Annotated in this window: 17 protein-coding genes and 1 pseudogene; 12 read left to right on the forward strand and 6 right to left on the reverse strand. The window is 46.1% G+C overall.

Annotated elements, in window-relative coordinates:
* Positions 1 to 50 precede the first annotated feature (50 nt).
* Positions 51 to 1,055 (reverse strand): adenosylcobinamide-phosphate synthase CbiB, encoded by a 1,005-nt coding sequence (gene cbiB, locus JGUZn3_RS03250; RefSeq protein WP_203414299.1) that lies wholly within the window; start codon positions 1,053 to 1,055, stop codon positions 51 to 53.
* A gap of 3 nt (positions 1,056 to 1,058) precedes the next feature.
* On the opposite strand from cbiB, the gene JGUZn3_RS03255 reads away from it, so the two are divergent.
* The 3 genes from JGUZn3_RS03255 (at position 1,059) to JGUZn3_RS03265 (ending at position 3,290) form a co-directional block, all read left to right on the forward strand.
* Positions 1,059 to 2,126 carry a threonine-phosphate decarboxylase gene (locus tag JGUZn3_RS03255; RefSeq protein ID WP_203414300.1) on the forward strand — a complete coding sequence of 356 codons (1,068 nt, stop codon included), beginning with the start codon at positions 1,059 to 1,061 and terminating at the stop codon, positions 2,124 to 2,126.
* A 153-nt stretch (positions 2,127 to 2,279) separates the two neighbouring features.
* On the forward strand, positions 2,280 to 2,771 hold the full coding sequence (locus tag JGUZn3_RS03260; RefSeq protein ID WP_203414301.1) for a hypothetical protein: 492 nt from the start codon (positions 2,280 to 2,282) through the stop codon (positions 2,769 to 2,771).
* A gap of 372 nt (positions 2,772 to 3,143) precedes the next feature.
* Entirely contained in the window at positions 3,144 to 3,290 is a 147-nt protein-coding gene (locus JGUZn3_RS03265; protein ID WP_203414302.1) for a hypothetical protein, read from the forward strand.
* 551 nt (positions 3,291 to 3,841) lie between these two features.
* Here JGUZn3_RS03265 and JGUZn3_RS03270 read toward each other — a convergent pair.
* Together JGUZn3_RS03270 and JGUZn3_RS03275 are read right to left on the reverse strand one after the other, a co-directional pair.
* Complete coding sequence (locus JGUZn3_RS03270; RefSeq protein ID WP_203414303.1) at positions 3,842 to 5,683, reverse strand: DEAD/DEAH box helicase; 1,842 nt, start codon at positions 5,681 to 5,683, stop codon at positions 3,842 to 3,844.
* Between the two features lie 355 nt (positions 5,684 to 6,038).
* On the reverse strand, positions 6,039 to 6,671 hold the full coding sequence (locus JGUZn3_RS03275) for a class I SAM-dependent methyltransferase (RefSeq protein WP_203414304.1): 633 nt from the start codon (positions 6,669 to 6,671) through the stop codon (positions 6,039 to 6,041).
* A 785-nt stretch (positions 6,672 to 7,456) separates the two neighbouring features.
* On the opposite strand from JGUZn3_RS03275, the gene dapF reads away from it, so the two are divergent.
* The 6 genes and pseudogenes from dapF to JGUZn3_RS03305 all read left to right on the forward strand — a co-directional run bounded on the left by dapF (position 7,457) and on the right by JGUZn3_RS03305 (position 11,713).
* Positions 7,457 to 8,281 (forward strand): diaminopimelate epimerase, encoded by an 825-nt coding sequence (dapF, locus tag JGUZn3_RS03280; protein ID WP_408871752.1) that lies wholly within the window; start codon positions 7,457 to 7,459, stop codon positions 8,279 to 8,281.
* Complete coding sequence (mtaB, locus tag JGUZn3_RS03285; protein WP_203414305.1) at positions 8,278 to 9,576, forward strand: tRNA (N(6)-L-threonylcarbamoyladenosine(37)-C(2))-methylthiotransferase MtaB; 1,299 nt, start codon at positions 8,278 to 8,280, stop codon at positions 9,574 to 9,576. Before dapF ends, mtaB begins: the two co-directional genes overlap by 4 nt.
* Positions 9,577 to 9,584: 8 nt before the next feature.
* Positions 9,585 to 10,574, forward strand: coding sequence for a signal recognition particle-docking protein FtsY (gene ftsY / locus JGUZn3_RS03290; protein ID WP_203414306.1), 990 nt, complete (start codon positions 9,585 to 9,587; stop codon positions 10,572 to 10,574).
* 113 nt (positions 10,575 to 10,687) lie between these two features.
* The gene (locus tag JGUZn3_RS03295; protein ID WP_238996882.1) at positions 10,688 to 10,978 is read left to right on the forward strand and encodes an efflux RND transporter permease subunit; all 291 of its coding nucleotides are present in this window, start codon (positions 10,688 to 10,690) and stop codon (positions 10,976 to 10,978) included.
* A 187-nt stretch (positions 10,979 to 11,165) separates the two neighbouring features.
* Positions 11,166 to 11,350: pseudogene (locus JGUZn3_RS12260) on the forward strand (DUF933 domain-containing protein); the annotation flags it as partial.
* Between the two features lie 66 nt (positions 11,351 to 11,416).
* Positions 11,417 to 11,713: a hypothetical protein gene (locus tag JGUZn3_RS03305; RefSeq protein WP_203414307.1), complete on the forward strand. Its 297-nt coding sequence runs from the start codon at positions 11,417 to 11,419 to the stop codon at positions 11,711 to 11,713.
* Positions 11,714 to 12,569: 856 nt separating this feature from the next.
* On the opposite strand, the gene JGUZn3_RS03310 is transcribed toward JGUZn3_RS03305, so the two are convergent.
* Together JGUZn3_RS03310 and gap are read right to left on the reverse strand one after the other, a co-directional pair.
* Complete coding sequence (locus tag JGUZn3_RS03310; protein WP_203414308.1) at positions 12,570 to 13,775, reverse strand: phosphoglycerate kinase; 1,206 nt, start codon at positions 13,773 to 13,775, stop codon at positions 12,570 to 12,572.
* A complete protein-coding gene (gene gap / locus JGUZn3_RS03315) occupies positions 13,775 to 14,800 on the reverse strand; it encodes a type I glyceraldehyde-3-phosphate dehydrogenase (RefSeq protein WP_203414309.1) in 1,026 nt (341 codons plus the stop codon). Before gap ends, JGUZn3_RS03310 begins: the two co-directional genes overlap by 1 nt.
* A gap of 565 nt (positions 14,801 to 15,365) precedes the next feature.
* On the opposite strand from gap, the gene JGUZn3_RS03320 reads away from it, so the two are divergent.
* Positions 15,366 to 15,872, forward strand: a complete 507-nt coding sequence (locus tag JGUZn3_RS03320; RefSeq protein ID WP_203414310.1) for a hypothetical protein — start codon at positions 15,366 to 15,368, stop codon at positions 15,870 to 15,872.
* Positions 15,873 to 16,379: 507 nt separating this feature from the next.
* Entirely contained in the window at positions 16,380 to 17,645 is a 1,266-nt protein-coding gene (gene hemA, locus JGUZn3_RS03325) for a 5-aminolevulinate synthase (protein WP_203414311.1), read from the forward strand.
* Between the two features lie 1,591 nt (positions 17,646 to 19,236).
* Here the strand turns inward: hemA and JGUZn3_RS03330 are convergent.
* Positions 19,237 to 19,995, reverse strand: a complete 759-nt coding sequence (locus JGUZn3_RS03330) for a DsbA family protein (protein ID WP_203414312.1) — start codon at positions 19,993 to 19,995, stop codon at positions 19,237 to 19,239.
* Between the two features lie 243 nt (positions 19,996 to 20,238).
* On the opposite strand from JGUZn3_RS03330, the gene JGUZn3_RS03335 reads away from it, so the two are divergent.
* A complete protein-coding gene (locus JGUZn3_RS03335; RefSeq protein WP_238996883.1) occupies positions 20,239 to 21,807 on the forward strand; it encodes a gamma-glutamyltransferase in 1,569 nt (522 codons plus the stop codon).
* Positions 21,808 to 21,838 lie beyond the last annotated feature (31 nt).

The following is a 21,838-nucleotide window of genomic DNA, read 5'->3' on the forward strand; positions in this document are numbered from 1 at the left end:
TACAGCATGGATAAGAGTTTGAAGAATAGGAAAGTACGAAAATAGTCTTCCTAAATAAGTGCTAACAGAAATAGGCTGATCCCGTAAAGGATTATAATCTGCAACAGGCAGGCCCGTTTAAAAACCGTTAAAGCTAGGACCATATCTTGAACGGTAGCAGGGCGCAGAAAATCCCCTAACCACGACTCATTAACCAGTTTTCCATGATAAATTCTTGGTCCTGAAAGCCTTAATTTTATAGCGCCTGCCATGGCAGCCTCGGGCCAGCCGGCATTGGGGGAGCGGTGCCGGCGAGAAAAGTTTTTTGCCGTAGCAAAAGCTGAGGCTCCTGCAGAAGGGTGGAGGGTAAAAGCTGCAAGAATAAACCATATTGCACTAAGCCGTGCAGCTGGCCAGTTAATCAGGTCATCAATTTTGGCAGCGGCCCACCCAAAATAACGATAAGTTGGGGTGAGGTGCCCAATCATACTATCGGCAGTGTTAATGGTTTTGTAAAAACACATTCCTGGAAGGCCTCCCAGAAAACCCCAGAGCAAGGGAGCACAAACCCCATCTGAAAAATTTTCTGCCAGGCTTTCTATTGCCGCGCGGATAATGGCAGCCTGGTCAAGTGCCGCTGTTTCTCGGCCTACAATTTGGCTTACGGCCTTGCGGGCCTCTGTGAGAGAAGAGTTCTCTAGGGCCTCCTGCACAGCTTGGAAATGGTGGTATAAAGACCGGGAAGCTAAAAGTGTGCTGGCAAGAAGCCCACAGACCAGAATGGCTAGCGGGGTATGGAGCCAGTGAAAGATCGTAGCTTGTAGTCCAAAACCAAGGATTATGCTTAACAAGGAACAAAAAAATACACTTAGGCCACCAAAAAGCAATTGCTGTTGTGGGGAGAATCCGGGTTTGTTGAATGTTTTGTCACAAAAACTTATGAGCGCTCCGATCCAAACGACAGGATGCTTTATTTTTTTATACAGCCCGTTAGGGTAGCCGATAAAGGCTTCAACCAGAACCGAAAACAGGCTAATTAAAATATTCAATGAAAGGGTAAAGGTAAAGGCTGACATATTATGGGTAACTTCTTTACGGAAGAAAAGGGCGCTAACCTTATAGATAAGCCAAAAATATTACAGCATGGAGGCTGTCTAACCAAGGCCCGCCAGATTTTCCCCCAGGCTCCAGAACCATTTATTGATCTTTCCACAGGTATTAACCCCTTTTCTTATCCTATAGACTGGCAAGGGGTAGATTTGACACGTTTGCCTGAGCCGGAAGAAGAAGAAAAACTTCGCTCTATTGCAGCACAGGCCTATGGTGTAGCCACTTCTGACCATGTATGCCTTGCCTCGGGCACCCAATTACTTATCTCCCTTTTACCGGTTATATTGCCTGTTGGCCGGGTAATGCTCTTAGAGCCCACCTATCAGGAATATCGGCATGTGTGGCATTCCTATGCTCGAGAAGTGATATCCTGTCACTCTTTAGAGCAGATGGCTCATTATTATACGCAATATCCTCAAGGGTCTCCACTGATCGGTATTCTCTGTAATCCTAACAATCCAGATGGACGAAAGTTTCCCAAAAACCAGCTTGCAGCTTTATTGCGCACCGCTCGCCAGAATGGGGGGTGGTTGATCATAGATGAAGCCTATGCCGATATGGAAGGTGAATCTATTGCTGGTCTTGTCGGGGAAGAAGGCTTGGTGGTCTTGCGTTCATTCGGAAAAAGCTATGGCTTGGCTGGTGTGCGTTTGGGGTTTTTGCTTTCATCAGAAGTGATTGTGCAAAAGATGCGCCAGCTTATGGGGCCGTGGCCGGTAAGCGCGCTGGCCCTTACGGTGGCCTGCCAGGCCTTGGAGGATAGGCAATGGCTTACCAATTGTCAAAAAAAGCTCGAGCAACAAGGCTATGCTCTACAGGAAATTTTTTCTCAGGCGGGGTTGGTCTGCCAAGGCCATACACATCTCTTTTACTTGGTTAATACGGTTTTTGCCCATAAGCTCTGGCAGCATTTAGGTCATTACGGTTTATTGACACGGTGTTTTTCTTATAACGAAAACTGGCTACGTATAGGCATTCCAGAAAATGGGGCGGTTTTGGAGCGTTTGGACAATGCCTTGTCTTTATTTCACTTCTAAATTTCACTACCAAATCTTCTCATGATCACGAGCATTCTTGGGATGAAAACCGTAAGTAGAGAGTAATTCACATTTGTTCTTAAAAACTTCCCATTTTTGACATGCTTTTTACGGTAGGATATCAACTATGATATTCAAAGGAGGGCGTAAGCCATGAAATACCGTAATCATATCTTTGCTACAACATTTGCTGTAGCGTTAGCCTGTGGGGCATTTTCTTTCTCTAATGCCCATGCTGCTGAAGATTCTTGTGCGCAATCAGCCTCGAAGGATGATGGGGTTTTTGGCGGTTTGGCCCGGCAGGAAAATTGCCTGAATCAAAAAATCAATAACCGCCAGAAGAAAGCTGAGAGCTGGAAAAAAGATCAGGAAAAAAGAATGGAGGACGGTAGAAAACGTCTGGAAAACCAGCAAAAAAATACTGATGACCGGATGAAAAAATGGAAAGAAGATAGCCAGAAAAAATACAAAAAATTTGGGGATGATTCCCGCACTAAGATGGATGAGGAAAAGAAATCTTGGAGAGACCAACAAGAGAGCTGGAAGAAGAAACAAGAAGAAATGAAATCCTCGAACCAGAATGGTATGGAAGATATGCGCCAACGGGCCCATAAAAGGGTAGACAGTTTATTCGGAAATGAGTAATATATCTAACATAGTTACATACAACTTCTCTGTTTTATAAAAACAATTTAGGCCCCTTACCATCAAGGTTTTACTTTTCTGGTAAGGGTTTTTTTGCATCTTGAGAAGGGGTTAAATAATCTTTTACCCTATACCCTATACCCTATACCCTATACCCTATACCCTATACCCTATACCCTATACCCTATACCCTATACCCTATACCCTATACCCTATACCCTATACCCTATACCCTATACCCTATACCCTATACCCTATACCCTATACCCTATACCCTATACCCTATACCCTATACCCTATACCCTACTACCATGCGGATGAAAAATGCCATTATGGAGGGAAAATCGGTAATCCGATTTTAGGAGTTGTCACATGGCGAGGCTGGTGCAGGAAGGATATTACGAGCGTGACCTATGGCGAGCACCTGGGATAAGAAAGGGGCGGTGTGCTGGTACCAGCACTTCCTCTACACAGCTTCTACCTTTACTTCTTCACTCTTCAGAAGCAGAAGAGGCCTGAAGGGCTACACAACTTTCAACCTGCCTTATTGGACATCTTCATCTCTTTAAGAGCGATCAGCTGCACCTGAGCCTTCTTTTTGGGAGTTTTTAGTTACTCCCTATAGGCGGGCATTGACTGGCGCCAAACCAATTTCCCCAAAAACGAGTAATATGATTTGTTGGCTGTGCTCCTTGTCAGAGCCAGTATATTACACGGTCTTGCACAAGGTGATACGATCTGCCCGATCTTGAAGAAGCATAGGGGTTATTACGCGCTGATTTTTGCTCCCAACGCTTTAAAGGATCTCTTTCTACCTTTTTTAATATTAGGGGCGTTGAGGGTCAAATGGTTACATCATTTCCATCCACAAAAGTGGTAACCCATGCCCACAAAAGTGACGATATTGTTAAAGTGCTCTGAAAAACTTTGGGAGCTTTCAAAGCTGATGGTGGACTTCCGAATATGGATGGCTCCCATATCCTTTTTTAATGGGAGAGTCCTGACAATGGGGAGGTCCTTACGGGCAAGCTAAAAAGCAAGAAAGATAAAAAACACGGTGCAAAGGCGTTTTAGGGTGTACTGTGTTTTTTACGAGATGATTTTTTTTCCGTCTTTTGGGGTGTTTTTCCCTTTTTGCCGGCAAAAGGCTTACCAGAAGAGGGTTTTCCTGAAAAACCTTTCCCAGAGAATGGTTTTTTCTCTGAGAAGGATTTTTCTTTAAAGGATCTTTCCCTACCCTTTTTAATATTAGGGGCGTTGATGGCAGAAATGGTTACATCATTTCCATCCACAAAAGTGACGGCATTGTTAAAACGCTCTGAAAAATTTTGGGAGATTTCAAAGCTGGTGGAGGATTCCTGAATATGGATAGTTCCAATATCTTTCTTTTTTATACCGCCCAACTTGCATAAAAGAGGAATAAGCCATTTGGGATCAGCATGGTTCTTGCGCCCGACTGGAATGCTGAACCAGTCTCTTTCTGTCGGTGCATGATCAGTATCTTGCTTGTCATGATCACGATAGGAGGTTCGTTGGCGGCTGTTGGAAGCTTTTCTTTCCGTTACGGGTTTAAAGCTATTACTGGCGGCAGAAATTGGGCGGATATCCTCAGGCACCGGAAGCTGAGCCTGGTAGAGAGAGACAATAGTGCGTGCCAGCTCTTCGGGTGAGTAGCGCGAAAGCAGTTGCTGAACCAAAGCAGGATCAAAAGCGGTATCGGTATCACTTAACTCTGGGGCCGGTTCTTGAACGAGTTGAACCAGGCGCTCAGCGTCTTTTTTCTGGATATTCTGAATGGAAGGAACGGGGCCCCATTGGGCAGAAAGCTTGGCGCCAGCAAGGAGTCTTTCTGCCTTTCTTTGTTGGTTTGCTGGTACAAGAATAGCGCAAACCCCTTTACGGCCTGCACGACCGGTTCGCCCAGAACGATGTAATAATGTGGCGGAATTTGTAGGGAGGCTGGCATGGATCACCAGGCCAAGGGCAGGCAAGTCTAACCCACGGGCGGCCACATCGGTGGCCACACACACACGTGCCTGGTGCAGTCGTAGGCTTTCAATAGCGCGTGTACGTTCTGCTTGGCCCAAATCACCTGAAAGGGCAACAGAGGAAAACCCCCGTTCAAGCAAGGCAGAGTGCATATGGCGTACCAAATCACGGGTGGCACAAAAGACCATGGTGGTCTGGCTATCAAAATATCGTAAGATATTTACCACTGCCAGCCCCACCTCGTTAGGGGCAACCATCATGGCCTGATAGTCAATATCGGTATGTTGAGAGGCATTTTTGCCGACATCAATGCGCAGGGCATTATTTTGGTAACGTTTGGCCAAGGAGATAATGTCTTTGCCCAGGGTGGCCGAGAACATGAAAGTGGTGTGTTGTTCGGGAATAGCAGAAAGAAGCTCTTCTAATTCATCACGAAAGCCGAGATCGAGCATTTCATCGGCTTCATCCAGAACCACAACCTTAAGGCTAGAAAGGTCAAGTCGTCCTCTTCTGAGGTGGTCGCACAAACGCCCTGGTGTTCCGACTACGATATGGCAGCCCTGCTGAAGCTGTCGGGCTTCTTTACGGGCATCCATGCCCCCAATGCAAGAGGCAATGCGGGCATTTGTAAATTTATATAACCAAGCAAGCTCGCGTGTGACTTGCATGGCGAGCTCGCGTGTGGGGGCAATGATCAGCCCCATGGGTGGACCTGCTTGGGGAAGCTTGTCATCCACAAGCAGGAGCTGTGCCATGGAAAGGCCATAGGCAACGGTTTTTCCTGAGCCTGTCTGGGCAGAAACTAGAAGATCGCGTTCACCACTAGCTGCTTCTAGAACAGAAAGTTGAACGGGGGTAGGCGTTGTATAACCCTGTTCAGAGAGCGCACGTTCAAGAGTGGGGGAAAGGTTGGGGAAAAACATGAAGGCCAGATCCAGACATTAAAGTAAAAAAGTAAAAAACAGGGAGAGGGTTAAGGTTGTCCTGTTACGCACAGGCTTATAGGGCTTTTGCAGAAAATGGCAAAGGGTGCATCAGGTTTTAAAGGAGCATAATACTCACGGTGGATGAATAATCTAAAGGCTTTTTTCTGCTTCTGCGTACTCGTTAAAGAGGCAAATGCCATATTATTTCCTTAAGGAAAAGTTATTTCTTATATCAGGAAAAAACTCCCCTTAAAATAGATTATTATCATAAATTCCCCCCTTATGAGAAATGGATTTTATAAGGGGCGAGCTCTTCTTTTTGGAAGGGAAAGCTTAAAGGCAGAATAAAACTCTATTTATAACCAATATTGGCATAAATGGATTGCTGCCAGAAAGGGATATCTTCTGGGGGATGTACGCTGCCTTCATCAGTATGGGTAAAGCCTGCTTGTTTGAGCAAAAGGGTGAGCATACGTTGGCGATCCTCCATGGAAAGGGCCTGCCATAGGGCGACAGCCTTGGCGGGGAGGAATCTTTCTCCAAAACTGAGAATAACAGGGCAAGAAGGTTTAAGAACCCGCCAGACTTCCTTCAAAAGGGCTGAAGAGTTGGTACAGTAGGCTATTCCATCACAACAGCATACCGCTTCAAAGCTTTCATCAGCAAAAGGCAGGGTTGGGGAGGTGTTGAGGTCGATGAGAAGGGTTTTATCCAGTTGGGGGTTTTTATTAAGGGTGTTAGCATTGATTCCGATGCCAAAAACCTTGCTAAAAGGGAGTTCTGTAGGAAGATGACTCTCTTCACCTGCCATAAGATCAAGGAGAGTGGTATGAGGCTCCAAAATGGTGGAATACAAGGTTTTAACGGCTTTATCGGCGCCCTGATCCAAGAAGGAGTCATGAGAGATTGAGGCATAAAATTCTTTATCGGGTGTGCTGTTAGCTTGGAGGAAGGCTTTGGGGTGAAGATTCTTTAAAGAAGCCATAACGATTTCAGAAAACAAGAGGGATTCGTGAGGAGAGCCTGGATATTTTGGGGAACATATCTATTTTAAACCTTAATGAAGGGAAACGCCTCTGGCAAGGGTAAAGCAGGAAGGGGTACAAGCCTGTTGATTTTGGAGTTTTCTCCTCTATGGTATGCTTACGTGCAAACGCAGAGCCAGATTGAGAAAAAGAACAGAAAAGCGCGCGAAGGAGAAGAATAGGGACACTATACAAACCTGCAGACGATTGGCATTGGGACGGCGAACGGCCCGCACAATACGAGACATTATGAAGGGGGCCAACGCATCGGCCCTGTTTTCAAACTTTCCACCTCTAGGCCTATCCTATTCAGACAGTCGCAAACATAGGATGCACGCATTACCGCTGAAGATAATTTTTACTTTCAAACAACTTATCTTGCAAATAACTTGTCTTGTGTCTTGTGTCTTGTGTCTTGTGTCTTGTGTCTTGTGTCTTGTGTCTTGTGTCTTGTGTCTTGTGTCTTGTGTCTTGTGTCTTGTGTGATGAGCACGCCCAAAATTATGGGGAGTCCTTCAGGATGAAAGAACGCGAGGAGGGGGTGGATATCTGGGTAAAATTGGGAGACTCTTTTTGAGTAAACATGCTATAACGAGCCTTCAAGCAAGTTGCGTAAGTTGAGTAAGTATGGTCGGCTCCAAGAAACGAGAAGACAAGAAATGGGCAGAGCTGAAAAATGGTTATGAGTGAGTGATAAGGCAATGAGAATGGCGATATGCCAGGTAGGATTCAGAGGGGGGGGATAATGACAAAAATTCCGTTTTACAAAATGCATGGGGCAGGGAATGATTTTGTCGTGATTGACCGTAGAACACACCCTGTTTCCTTAAGCCCTTCCCAAATGGCAGCCCTAGCGGATCGGAACCGCTCTATTGGGTTTGATCAGCTTGTTATGTTGGACTCTCCTTCTCACTCTGGTGCCGATGTAATGGTGCGCTTTTTTAATACTGACGGCACACAGGCTGGGGCTTGTGGAAATGCTTCGCGCTGTGTGGTCTATTTATTGCACGAACAAACAGGCCGCAGCCGCTATATTTTACAGACCCTTGCTGGCTTGCTGCCCGCTTCTTATGAGGGCAAAGATTTCATAGAGGTGAATATGGGCCTTCCGCACTTTAGGTGGGAGGATATTCCCTTAGCGAAGGAATGCGATACCAACCATCTTCCTCTAACGGGAGATCCTGCTGGGGTTTCCATGGGGAATCCCCATATGACCTTTTTTGTTCCCCAGCTTTCAGCTGTCAATGTGGCCGAGTTGGGTGCAGCCTTTACTCGTCATCCGCTCTATCCCCAAGGGGCAAATGTAGGGTTTGCTGAAATGCACTCGCCTTCCTTCATGCGGTTGCGGGTATGGGAGCGAGGCACGGGGTTGACTTTGGCATGTGGCTCTGGGGCTTGTGCCGCAGTGGCTAACGCCATCCGACGGGGAGTCTCGGGAAAAACCTGTGAGGTGGAAGTCGATGGAGGCGTTTTACACATTACCCAAAATGCACAAGGGGATATGCTTATGAGAGGGCCCGCGGTCTTGGCGTATGAAGGGGTCATCGAGCTAAACGGGGAGGAAGGATGAAAAAGCCTTCTCCTCGAATCCTGACCTTTGGTTGCAGGCTGAACACTTATGAAAGCGAAGTCATGCGCCAGCACGCCGAAGGGCAGGATGTGATAGTTGTGAATACCTGTGCTGTCACCTCCGAAGCGGAGCGCCAAGCCAGCCAGGCCATTCGGAAAGCCCACCGCGAAAACCCTTCAGCGCCTATTATTGTTACCGGTTGTGCAGCCCAGCTTAACCCAACCCATTGGGCGAATCTTCCTGGTGTCACAAGGGTTCTGGGCAACGAAGAAAAGTTGCAAAGGCAATTTTGGGCCCCTTTCGGCTCATCAGAAGGAGAAAAACAGGTTACGGCTGAAGTGTATGTTTCCGATATCATGGCAGCTCGAAAAACAGCCGCTCATTTGGTGACAGACTTCTCCGAGCGTTCCCGGGCTTTTGTGCAGGTCCAGCAAGGGTGTAACCACCGATGTACCTTTTGTATTATTCCTTACGGGCGGGGTCAGTCTCGTTCTGTGCCTGTGGGAGGGATTTATAAACAAGTCGAAAGCCTTATGCGCTCTGGTTATCAGGAGATTGTGCTCACAGGGGTGGATATTGCCTCCTGGGGAGAGGATTTACCCGGCAAACCTAGCCTTGGGCAGTTATGCAAAAGGATTTTGGCTTTAGCTCCCAATCTTTCCAGGTTACGACTCTCTTCGGTTGACCCAGTGGGAATGGATGAGGATATGTGGCACCTCTTTAAAGAAGAACCCCGCTTTATGCCTTATCTGCATCTTTCCCTTCAGGCAGGGTGTGACATGATCCTTAAAAGAATGCGAAGGCGGCATTTAACCCAAGATGTCCGCCAGGTGGTTGAGCGTGCGCGATCCATCCAGCCCACTATTGGTCTGGGAGCAGATCTTATAGCGGGTTTTCCCACAGAGACTGAAGCCATGTTTGAACAGACCTTGCAATTTGTAGAAGAAATGGCTTTTCCTTTCTTGCATGTTTTTCCCTATAGTGAACGTGAAGGAACACCAGCTGCGCGTATGCCACAACTTCCCAAAAAGCTGCGCAAGGCGCGCGCTGCTCAATTACGTCAGATTGGGGAAAAAACCAGGCAGCATTATTATGAAACTCTGGTGGGCAAACAGATCAATATTTTGCTGGAAACACCGAATAGCGGCCATTCTGAGGAGTTTGCCCATGTACGTCTTCAGCAGGGTTTTCCAGAAAAAATTGGGCAGGTGGTAACGGCATGGGCAACAGGGGCAGACCAGCAGGCCGTGTATGCGGCAACTGCGGATGACAGAATTGTAGAACATAGAATATAGGCAATGGTATGGCGTTAGGTTTTTTTTCTCGTCTTAAGCAAGGGCTTTCTCGGTCTACCCAAAAGCTTGGTATGGATCTGGGGGCTGTTTTTACAAAACGAAAACTTGATGACCAGGCTTTAGAAGAGCTGGAAGAAGTGCTCATTACTGCAGATCTTGGCCCGAGTTTTGCAGAAAGGATTATTGAGTCTTTCCGCCATACTCGTTTTGGTAAGGAAGTCTCTGATGAGGATATTCGTCAGACATTAGCTACGGAGATTGCCCAAGTTCTGGAACCTGTAGCCGTGCCATTTACACCTAATCCTGAAAAAAAACCTCATGTTGTTTTGGTGGTTGGGGTGAATGGAACAGGGAAAACCACAACTATTGGCAAATTTGCCCGCTATTATGGCGAGAAAGGGTTAAAGGTCATGATGGTTGCAGGCGATACTTTTCGTGCAGCTGCTGTTGAGCAGCTCCAGATTTGGGGCGAGCGGGTTGGGGCTCCTGTTATTGCCGGTAAACCCAATGCCGATGCTGCTGGCTTGGCATATGAGGGATTACAAAAGGCAACCCATCAGGGCGCAGACCTCTTGTTGATTGATACGGCAGGGCGGCTTCATAATAAAGGGGCGCTGATGGAGGAGCTGGCCAAGATTATTCGTGTTATGCGTAAGTTTGATGAGACTGCCCCTCATTCTGTTATTTTGGTTCTGGATGCCACAACGGGGCAAAATGCTATAGAACAGGTGCGGGTTTTTAAGGAGCTTGTCGAAGTTACGGGGTTGGTGGTTACGAAACTTGATGGCTCTGCCCGTGGGGGTATTGTGGTGGCTTTGGCAGAGATGTTCAAACTGCCTGTGCATGCTGTGGGTGTGGGCGAACAGGCTGAAGACCTTCGTCCCTTTTCTCCTCAGGACTATGCTATGGGGCTTGTGGGGAGCGTTCAGGGTTTAACGGCAAGTTTGGTAGAAACCGATCAAGAAGAGATACCCAGCCCTTCAGAAGTCAAGCCCTAAACAGGCGGAAATAAAGCACTATACGGGAACAGGCTCATAAAATCCTGTTTTGTTATACCGTTTTGTTATACCGTCATGAAGTAGGAGAGAGTTGGCTGAGCGAGCGGCTAAGGTTGCGCATTGAGTCAGCTTGGCTTGCTGCTCATGAGCGTATCCGCCCTATTTTAATGATATCACTGGCCTTTGTGTTTGGTGTTCTGCCCTTAGCTATTGCCACTGGGCCTGGGGCTGCCAGCCATGTGGATATGGGTACTAGCCTTACCGGTGGGGTTGTCAGTGCAACTGTTTTGGCCCTGCTTTTTGTACCTGTGTTTTTTATTGTGGTGTTGCGGGCCTTTGGTGTGAAACCCCGTCCTATACGACAAGAAGCTCCAAAGACAACAGCAGGACAGGCTACGGAATGATGATGGTCAAGCAGGTATTAAACGCTAGAATGCAGGCCCATGGCCTTGTAAAAGGGTATGGGGCTTGTGCAGACAATAGGTCGGCTCAGGGTTTGCGTCATGGCTTGCGAATGAAGAGGCCTGCTGGGTGGGTTATCAGTGTTTGCATGGTTTTCCTGGTCTCCTTTTTGTGTCTATAATCTATCAGGAAAGTGGGTTGGATTGGGTCATTTCAGCGGGATACAAGCTGCTCAATCTGGTGACTTATTTTACCTATGGCCCCAGGAAACACGGGCATGGACAATGACGAAAGGGACAAAGGCCCCCCAAGTGGGCTCTATTCTTCATAATGATTTCGAGCGGGGCTTTATCGCCTGTGAAACGATCGTCTATGCTGAAATAAGAACATTACTCAAGAGTTTCTCTGTTCTCCCCTAGTGGATGCTTTATAAGCTGGTCGTGTTTATCTCTTTCAATAAGAATAAGACTGTTTTTTCCGTACAGGAAGCGCCTCGTCTATGGATCCTACGCGATCATCTGCACCGCAACCTCTCTCAAGAAAACCAAAAACACCCTCAACGCGTCTTGCGTTTGTTGCCGCTCATCCCCCTCTTACCCAACAATATAGTAAAGAAATTTACGGCTCTTTATGGCAACTTCTCATCAGAAGAATCAGAAGTTATTATCAGTATTGGGGGTGACGGCTTTATGCTGGAAACCTTACACAAAAGTTTTTTCTTTAATAACAATAACTGACAGGAGTGAGAAGAGGCATAGGCATACTAGAGTGTTGATGGATTGTCCCCATAAAAACCATAGGCTCTTTAGTGGATTAAGAGACTCTTTTCGGCCTTTACAACTATAAAGTGTGGTATGGCGAAAATCAGGTTGTCTATCGTGTGGCGCCCTATGCGACTAAACCGTAAATTAAAGGTGATGTTGAGGCCTTGTTTAACGTTAAGGTGTTAAATATTAACCCTTGGTGCTCAAGGGTAAGACGAAAGACTTTAAAGGGGTACCAGGCAGTCGTTCGGATACGAAAGAGGTTTTTGTTCACTGAGCTGAAGGCCAGTTAGCTGAAGGTCAGTTTATTAATCTGATCTCAAAGCGATTCCAAGGGGTGAGAGTGAAAATTTTAAAACATTTTAACCCGTTACACCAAGCTTTTCTTCTTTCTTTAGTGCTTTCTTTGATGAGGAGCGAAACGGTAAACTGCTAAGCATAGGAAGCGAGGTAGTTAGTGTACAAGGGGTATTGAAGATAATGGTCATGCTCTTTCCCACTTTGGGCAGCTGGATATTATTTTTGCCAATTTGTGAAAATAGAGTAAAGAGCTCGGTAGAAAAGTAATCTATCAAGCCAAACAGTGTTCGAGGGATTATCGTACAACTCGTAGCCTTAGAAGATAGGGTTTTCAGCCATTGATATAGGATCAGTCCGCAGAGTTTGGAGCTTGAGAGCTTAGAACTTGCAGAAAGATATTTAAAAACAAAAAATACAGGGTTTAAAAAACAAAAATCCCTTTTTATTTGGTATCAAATAAAAAGGGTATAGAGACCGGCGAGACACAGTCTCTCAATAGTGATGAAATAAAGTTCAGTGAGTATTCTTGCTATTGGGTAAGCGCTTTAATCCCAGGAAGCTCTTTGCCTTCCAGCCATTCGAGGAAAGCCCCACCGGCAGTAGAGACATAAGACATTTTATCAATCACACCGGCATGGCGCAGAGCAGAGACTGTATCACCCCCACCGGCAACACTTTTAAGTTTATGAGCTTGTGTAAGGCTTGCAACAGTGTGTGCAACAGCGTTGGTGCCTCCATCAAAGGGTTTGACCTCAAACGCTCCTAGTGGACCATTCCATACCAGAGTTTTAAGGGTAGCAATTTTTTGTTCCAGAAGCTGTACAGTTTTTGGCCCGACATCCAAAGCCATGGCATTTGCAGGAATAGCTTCCACAGAAACTGTTTGCGTGGGGACATTTTCTTTGAATTCAGTGGCCACCACGACATCAACAGGGAGAACGATCTCGCATTTTTTGGCATCGGCTTCTTTCATAATAGCCTTGGCCGTATCATGCATATCGGCTTCCTGAAGGGATTTGCCAACACTGACCCCTTTGGCGGCAAGAAACGTGTTGGCCATGGCCCCGCCAATAACCAAAACATCCACCTTACTGACAAGATTTCCGAGAAGATCCAGTTTGGTTGAGATTTTAGAGCCGCCAACAATGGCACCCACGGGTTTTTCTGGCTTTTCAAGGGCCAGAGAAAGGGCGTTTAGCTCTGCTTCCATAAGCCGACCTGCATAAGCTGGCAGGAAATGGGTTACCCCTTCAGTACTCGCATGGGCACGGTGGGCTGCTGAAAAGGCATCGTTAACGTAAATATCGGCCAAAGCGGCCATTTTTTTGGCCAGTTCTGGGTCATTCTTTTCTTCCCCTGCATAAAAGCGGGTATTTTCCAGAACCAGAATATCGCCATCATGCATGGCCTTTACCGCCTGCTCAGCGATAGGGCCTATACAGTCCTCAGCGAAAGAAACCTTGGCTTTTCCGGAAATAAGCTTACCTAGGGCCTCTGAAACAGGTTTCAGAGACATTTCAGGCACCTTTTGGCCTTTGGGGCGTGCAAAATGGCTGATCACAATAACCTGTGCGCCTTTTTTGCTCAGCTCTTCCAGCGTGGGAACCAGGCGTTCAAGCCTGGTTTGGTCAGTAATTTTTCCATCACGCACAGGAACATTCAAGTCTGCTCGTAGCAGGACTTTCTTACCCTTAGCTTGAAGGTCATCAAGGGTTTTAAAATGTGATGCTGCCATTAGAACTCACCCATAACTTTGGCAGTGTCAGACATACGGGTAGAAAAGCCCCATTCGTTATCGTACCATCCGGCAACACGGACAATTTTGCCACCATTCACAAGGCTGGTCTGAGTGGCATCAAAAACAGAGGAGTAAAATTCGTAATGATTAAAGTCAGAACTGACGGTGTCATCTTCATTATAAGCCATAACCCCTTTTAGCGGGCCAGAAGAAGTGGCTTTTTTGAAATATTCGTTAATTTCTTCAACGGAACCAGGCACTTTTTTTAAGATACAGTCAAAAGAAACAAAGGAAACGTTAGCAGTGGGCACGCGAACGGCTGCTCCGTCAAGCTTGCCTTTAAGCTGGGGTAAAACCAGCCCCACAGCACGTGCTGCTCCAGTGGAGGTGGGAATAATGTTTTGGGCAGCAGCGCGACCACGGCGAGCATCTTTATGCACGGTATCTACTGTGCGCTGATCGCCCGTATAAGAGTGCGCTGTGAGCATATAGCCGGCTTCAATACCATAATTTTCTTCCAACACCATGGCAATGGGAGCCAGGCAGTTGGTGGTACAAGAGGCATTGGAGACAATGGTCATGTCTTTGGTAATGGTTTGATGGTTCACCCCATAGACAATGGTGGCATCGGAGTCTGACGCAGGGGCAGAAATGAGAACCTTACGCGCGCCTGCTTCAAGAAGCAGAGCAGCTTTTTCCCGTTTTTTAAAGTGCCCTGTACATTCCATAGCAACGTCAATGCCCTTGTAAGGCAGTTTTGTGGGGTCTTGTTCAGTTGTCACCTTAATGGGGTCATAGGTACGACCATTCGCTTTAATAAGAATGGAATCTCCCTGAATTGTTACTTCCCCTGGAAAGCGACCATGCATAGTATCGTATTTAAGAAGGTAAGCCGATTCTTTAATATCGGACAGGTCGTTAATAGTAACAGGAACGACATCTGTCCTGTTGGATTCTATAATGCTGCGAAGCACCAGACGGCCAATACGCCCAAAACCGTTAATAGCTATTTTTACGGCCACGATGGTATACTCCTAATTCTAAAATAATGAAAAAAGATACAATATATCTTGTACGAAGGGCTATGGGTAAAATAGCCTTTCTTAATATTGGTATTGTTAATATTTATAGTATATGAGCCCGTTTGTAAAACGGATAAGGCGGACAATTTTTATCTTCTGAAAGGGTCTGTCTGCCCTCCAAGAAGGAAGAGCCATTGTCCTTGTCATCCTTGAGTTTTTCTCTTTTATAGATAGGTTGAAATCCTTCATTACAAGAGGCGTAGAAAGAAAAAACCCACGCTTAACCCTATGTTTAACCCCATGCTTAATCAGTCTTATGATGTTAGCCTCATGATTTGAGCAGGGTAGTCGTTAGGTTTATAAATGAGCCCTGTGGGTTTTAAGGGTGGCTTAGTGGGGGGTGGGGTTTTGGCAATATTTTTTGGTAGAGTATGCTTTAGGCTTCTGTTTCCGGCTGCCATCTGGTATGGTTCTAAGGATCATGGCAGAAGGGTTGAAGTGTGCCCTTTTGAGGGGCGGAGAGCTGGTGGGTTATTGTACAAACCCATTATGATAGGGTGAGAAGATGAGAAAAGGTAATTTTTTTTCGGCCATACATTCTGGCTTTGCCCTAAAACATTGGGGTCTCATTATGATAGGCCTGCTAGGGGGAGGGCTATTGACAGGATGCGATCTGATCGATCAGCGTACCTTTAATGATCAAGCCAGCCGCAGACCTTCACCCCCACCTTTGCCAGTTGTCCCCCAATCATCCTCTACGGCTGTGCCGCCTCTGGTGGAGTTTACCTCCTCTACCCCGCAAGATCAGTGGCAGAAGCCGCTTGAAAAAGGGGCCCAACAGGCGCTAGCCCGTAAACCCAATGTTTTGTTCGTCGTTATTTTATCCGTCTCTGCCCAGCTTTCAGGAGAGGAGCAACAAAAACATCTAGAGGATATGGCCAAGAACCAGGCCCATAATGTTGCAGATGTTTTAGTCGGTGCAGGGGTTCCTTCTTCACAGATTGAGCTTCAAGCACATTCTGATGGTGCCTTAAGCAAAGAGAAGGATATGGTCCAGGTTTTTGTACACTAGCTTTCTTGAGCCTTCTTGGAGCTTCTTTAGGCCCTTACTTTATAGGAATAATATTTACGAGTAGTAAAGCTTACAGTACTGTAAACTGTCAGAAAAAAGAGGCCATGAGCGATCAGGTTTGATTCTGAGGGAAGAGAGCCTAAGGACCTTAAAAGCTTGGAAGATCAAGACGTATAAAGCCCTTCGTAGGAAAAGCCATACCCATTTTGTTCATATTTATTTGGTATAGGATCTCATTGTAGAGAAAGGAGGGGGAGATACAGGAGGGCTGGGGCTTTTGATCCGGCATTTTCTTCCTCTGTAAACATTTTCTTCTCCTGTCAATAGGTATGACCTTTATACAAGTTAGAAATAAGAATTTTTAGTTACTAGAGAGGTAGAAAAAATCTATAAGGAAATAAAGCTTTAATTAATGTATATTTTTTACTAGATTAGAAAAAGTTAAAAAATGGCCATCACGCCTGCGATAACTATTTATCTTAACCGCCAGAGAAGGAGTAAGGTCTCGTGACCGTTACCAGGGAGAAACACCCTTTTTATTCATTTTGCAATAAAACTCTGGAGGAGATCCGCAGCCAGGGGCGTTATAGGCAGTTCACCCCCTTAGCTCGGAATGCCAGCCAATACCCAATTTATCAACTTTCGAAAGAGGGCCTTCAGCCTTCTCCTGAGGAGATTGTGGTTTGGTCTGCCAACGATTATTTGGGAATGGGGATAGAGCCAGCTGTGATAGAGGCCGCAACCCAGGCGCTAAAGCAGTATGGTGCCGGTGCGGGTGGAACCCGAAATATTGCAGGCACTAACCCCCTGCATGGTCAGTTGGAAGCCGAACTGGCTAGCCTGCATCATAAAGAAGCAGGATTGCTCTTTGTTTCGGGCTATGTCTCTAATCAGGCGAGTCTGATGACGATATTGAACAGTATGCCAGGGTGGATTTCGTTTTCTGACCGGCAAAACCATGCCTCCATGATTGCTGGCCTTAAAGGGGCAAAAAAAGCCAATTGTGTTGTTTTTGAGCATAATGACCTTAACGACCTGGAGGCTAAACTTGCAGCTGCCTCGCCAGAAGCTCCAAAATTGATCGCCTTTGAAAGCGTTTATTCAATGGATGGGGATATTTCTGATATCAAGGCAATCTGTGCCCTTGCCCGCAAATATGGGGCGTTAACCTATCTGGATGAAGTGCATGCCGTGGGGCTCTATGGCCAACATGGCGGAGGGGTTTCAGAACGAGAAGGGGTCGCCGATGAGGTCGATATTATCGAAGGAACCCTGGCAAAAGGGTTTGGGGCCCATGGTGGGTATGTGACTGCAAGCCGTGAGATTATTGACTATTTGCGCTCTGCTGCTTCGGGATTTATTTTTACCACTTCTTTGCCACCTGCTATTGTTGCTGCGGCTTTACAGAGTGTTCGCATGGTTAAAAAGGACCACTGGCGGCGGGAGAAGCTTTTTGAACGCGTTGAAACCTTCCGTGAAAAGCTTGAGCAGGCCGGTGTTCCCTATATGAAAACGGAAAGCCATATTGTGCCGATTATGATAGGGGATGCAGAACGCTGTAAAGAAATTAGCCGAAGATTACTTAGTGAATTTGGGCTTTACGCTACGCCTATCAATTACCCTACAGTTCCTCGCGGGTCAGAGCGCTTGCGCTTAACACCTAATCCTTTTCATACCGATGAAATGATGGATGATATGGTTAAGGCTTTGAAAACTCTTTTTTCAGACGTAAAAATTCAGTCAAACTCTGAGAAGGTTATAGAAAACGTCTAAGGGTGGTTCGAGGCAGCTGTTATCTTAAGTGTGATCCGTTCGAAATAACAGTTTTAGCCGTTGTGGTTCGTGGTCATCTTGGGGGATTTACGGTAACTGTGGCATCATTAACCGATGCGCCATCCGAGGTTGCTATAATAAGGGTCTTGCGTTTTTCCTAGCGTTTCCTGAGGTTATTCAAAGTTCAAAGTTCAAAGTTCAAAGTTCAAAGTTCAAAGTTCAAAGTTCAAAGTTCAAAGTTCAAAGCTCAAAGCCCAAAGCCCAAAGTGGGAATTCACCATCGCTATTTTTCCACTGGCTCTTCCCTAAGAATAAAGCCCCGCTTGTGCCGTGCGTTATAGCGTCTGTATTGAAGCGGCCAGTTCGTTGGGCAAAATCGAGTAAGGGCAGAAGGGGGCTGTAACAAGAGTATTCTTCTCAGCAGGGTTGGTTCTTAAAGGGAAGCTACGCAAAAAAAAGGTCAGCCATCATGGGGAACACGTTGGATACATAACTTAAGCCTGCCCAGTTGGGATAAAAAGCTTAAACACATGAAGAGCTTAGACACACTGAGAGACTTAAAAATCCAAGACTGTTTTTCCCTATTTTCCAATGGAGAAAAAAGGGAGAAAAAAGAAAGGATATTGTTATGTATCCTCGAGGCGGGGTTCATAATATGACCAAAGTCAGTAATTCTGAATGGGATCCATTCCAAAATAGGCACTTATTTATCTTTTTTGCACTATCATGACAATAAAATAAAAATCTAATTTTTATTGGGATTATTTCTCCATGAGATGCAGAGTAATGTCTCTTAGCTCTTCATTTTTTGAGAAAACTGTCCCCCCCTTATGCGGATACGCTACTTGCTGGGGCCCTTTGGGTGAAGGGCGCTTCTTTTCGTCAAGAAGACTTCTAAGCGTGCCTCTGTTTTATTATCTCCCGTTCAGGTTATTAAACTAGGGAATATTTGTTATTCTTGCATGGAGGCTCCTTTTCGGAGTGGAATCCTCTCGAAAGGGGGTGATTTTACTGTTTGCTCTTGATGACAATAGAAAAGGAGTTTGCACCATATTCTATGAGTATGAGTATGAGTATGAGTATGAGTATGAGTATGAGTATGAGGCGAAAGGCGATTGCCGGAAGTCTAGGTTCATAAGGCTCTTTTTATTGAAGCGTAAATAACTTTACCCCCTTGGAAGAGGCATCAAAACTTTGGGATAAGGCTTCATGCATTATTCAATTTTTATAAGGCGATAAGGAGCTTTAAGTCGTAAGAAATAAGCCGTAAGAAAAAAGAAGGGTTTTTAATAGAGTGCTCTTTCTTTCCACTTCTTTATGTCGCTGGTGGTGAACGACTGAAGGGAAAGGAGCAGATAGAAACAAAGAATGGAATTTAATCTCTTAAGGGGATTTTTTTTCAAAAAGCCGCTTTTTTTCAGCAAGAAGAGGTATATGTTGTAAAAAGTGTCTGCAGGTTTATTGTCCGCTTTCAAGGGGAAAGGCGGGCTCGTAAAGTGGGTTTGAAGTCTGTATTTCTCTTCCATGTGAGTTTTTTATTCACGCTGTATGGAAGAGATCAACTCCTTGCTTGTGCAGGCAGAAATATGAATTAATTGGCTTTGGCTTCACTAGAGTATTTTTTCAGATCAGCCAGGCTGATGGCTCCCGGAACAATCGTCTTTCCGAAAATAAAAGCCGGTGTGCCATGAAGGTTAAGATCACGGGCCAGTTGGAGATTGTTGCTAATAGCTTGGGTGGTTTCAGGAGCTTCCATGTCTGTGAGCAACTGGTGAACATCTAGCCCTTGCTGCTGGGCAAGCCGTTTGATACGGTCCAGATTAGAAGGTGCATTATCTTTCATGAGGGCTTGTTGAAGTTTGACCGAAGCATTCTGTTTGGCTGCTCCTACAATGGCGCGCGCTTCAAGAGTGCTTGCCGGCCCCAATATGGGAATAACTTTTGTAATAAGTTTAACATCGTTATCCTCTTTAATGAATTGGGCGAGATCAGGTAAGATGCGCCGGCAATAAGGGCATCGTGGGTCGTAAAACTCTACCACAACCGTTTTTCCGTTAATATTTCCCATAATTCCATCTGTTGGTAGGCCAGCAAGGTCGGCCTGGTGGGTTTGTAGGGCAAGGGTTGTAGAGGCTTTTTCCTCATTTTCTACTCGTTTTTGTAAGGAACTCAACGCCTCGGAAAGAATGGAAGGATCATTTTTCAGGGCTTCCTTAACGATAGAGATAATTTCTTTCCTCTGGGCAGGGGTAAAGCTGTCTTGGGCGTGCCCTAAAAAGGGGAATCCAGTTATGGCTATTCCCAAAGCGGCAGCAAGAAGAGAAGTTTGAGGAGAGTTTTTATTTAGCACGGTGTTGATTCCAATATGACATAACAAAGCTTTGAACGCCGTTGTGGTTTTTGCAGAGACTGCAAATTATTTAATTATAAACTATGGTATATTAAATGATGTGTGTTTTAAATGTATAATAAAAGCAGTAATTTAAAAAAAACAGAGAGTTTTGAAAAAATAGTATTTTTTATATTAGCGGGCTATTTTATAAAAATGCTCTATTCGATATTTGTCTAAATCGTTATTGTAAGGGAGATGCCTGTGTCTGGAAAGTTTTTCGTTTCTGGTTTTTTAGGCTGGAAAAAAGAAAGGGCAGAAAAGACAGCTGCTGTTTTTACGGCCCCTTTCGGCAGAAACATCCGGATTGGGAACAGGCATGTTACTAAAATTGTGTGTATGGCTGGTCTGTCCTTGCTCATGGCCTGCTCTTCAGATCCTGATGAAAAGAAAGGCTCGGAAGCCAAAACATTATATGGCCAAAATGTTTCTTTTCTTGATGGGTTTGTCGGGAGCGTTGCGGCAGATGAACCAACAGCAGCCCTTGTAGGGCGTGAGGTGCTTGTCCGCGGTGGTAATGCAGTTGATGCAGCAACCGCTATCGGTCTTGCCCTTTCTGTCACTTTGCCCTCACGGGCTTCATTGGGGGCTGGGGGGGCTTGTCTTGTCTCTCATCCAGGGGAGGAAGAACAGGATACAGCTTTTGAGTTCCTGCCGGTTTCTGGGGAAAATAGAGTACTCGATAATGGTCGGGCCGTTGATAGGCCAGCAGCGGTGCCAATGTTGGCCAGGGGCCTGTATTTAATGCAGCTTAAATATGGCAGTGTTAGTTTTGGCCAGGTTGTTTTACCCGCCTATCGTCTTGCCAAACAAGGGATTACCGTGACAAGAGCCCTTTCAGAGGATATTTCCTATGTCAAGGAAGCTTTGTTAAGCGATGAGTGGGTGCGGAAAGTTTTTTTACGGCCCAATGGTCAGGTTTTACAAGTGGGGGATAGTTTGGTTCAACCCCATCTTGCCGCTGTCTTACAGCTCATTAGCGCTGCCGGTGTGGGAGATATGTATAATGGGGCCCTTTCAAAGATTATCGTCGATGGTGCTCAGGCAGCTGGCGGGGGCCTCACACCAGATGATATGCGCAATGCCTTGCCAGTACAGGTTGCTGCATTAACGCTGAGTCCATCGGAAGAGACAACCCTTTCTTTCTTACCTCCCCCAGCTGATGGGGGGCTGGGTATGGCTTTGGCTTTCCGGGCGATAGAAGCAGGCCAGCATAATGGACTTGCTGTATCGGAAGGCAGTGTTGCCGCATGGCGCAAAGCCCATTCTGGACAAGAAAAAGAAAATTCAAGAACCCTTCAGGAGGAGGCACAGAATATTATTTCTTCTGGTCGGGCCGCTACGGGGCGCTTGCCTAATCTGCCTGCCTCCACTTCTTATGTGGTGGTCGATCGGTCCGGGCAGGCTGTTTCCTGTGCTTTGACAATGAATAACCTCTTTGGGACCGGCCGCATGGCGGGTACAACAGGCATTGTTCTGGCTGCTTCTCCCGCTCGTAAGCCTATTCCACTCCTGGTGGGGGCGGTGGCCAAGCGGCAAGGGCGTTTCCATGCTGTGATTGGTGCTTCTGGCCAAAATGAGGCTGCTTATGCCGGGGCATTGGCCTTACAGTCTGCCCTAGCTGGCCAGCATTTTTCTTCTACCTCCCTTTCAGAAGGGCGAATTAATGCAGTCAGCTGTTCAGAAGGCTTGCCAGGAGGGGAGGAAAGCTGCCGGGCTGTGACCGATGAAAAAGGCTTTGGAATGGGAACCGTGACTGGACCGAGCCATTAAAGGGTCATCAACACTGCTATAATGGTTCAAT

Source organism: Entomobacter blattae (assembly GCF_014672835.1).
Taxonomy (GTDB): domain Bacteria; phylum Pseudomonadota; class Alphaproteobacteria; order Acetobacterales; family Acetobacteraceae; genus Entomobacter; species Entomobacter blattae.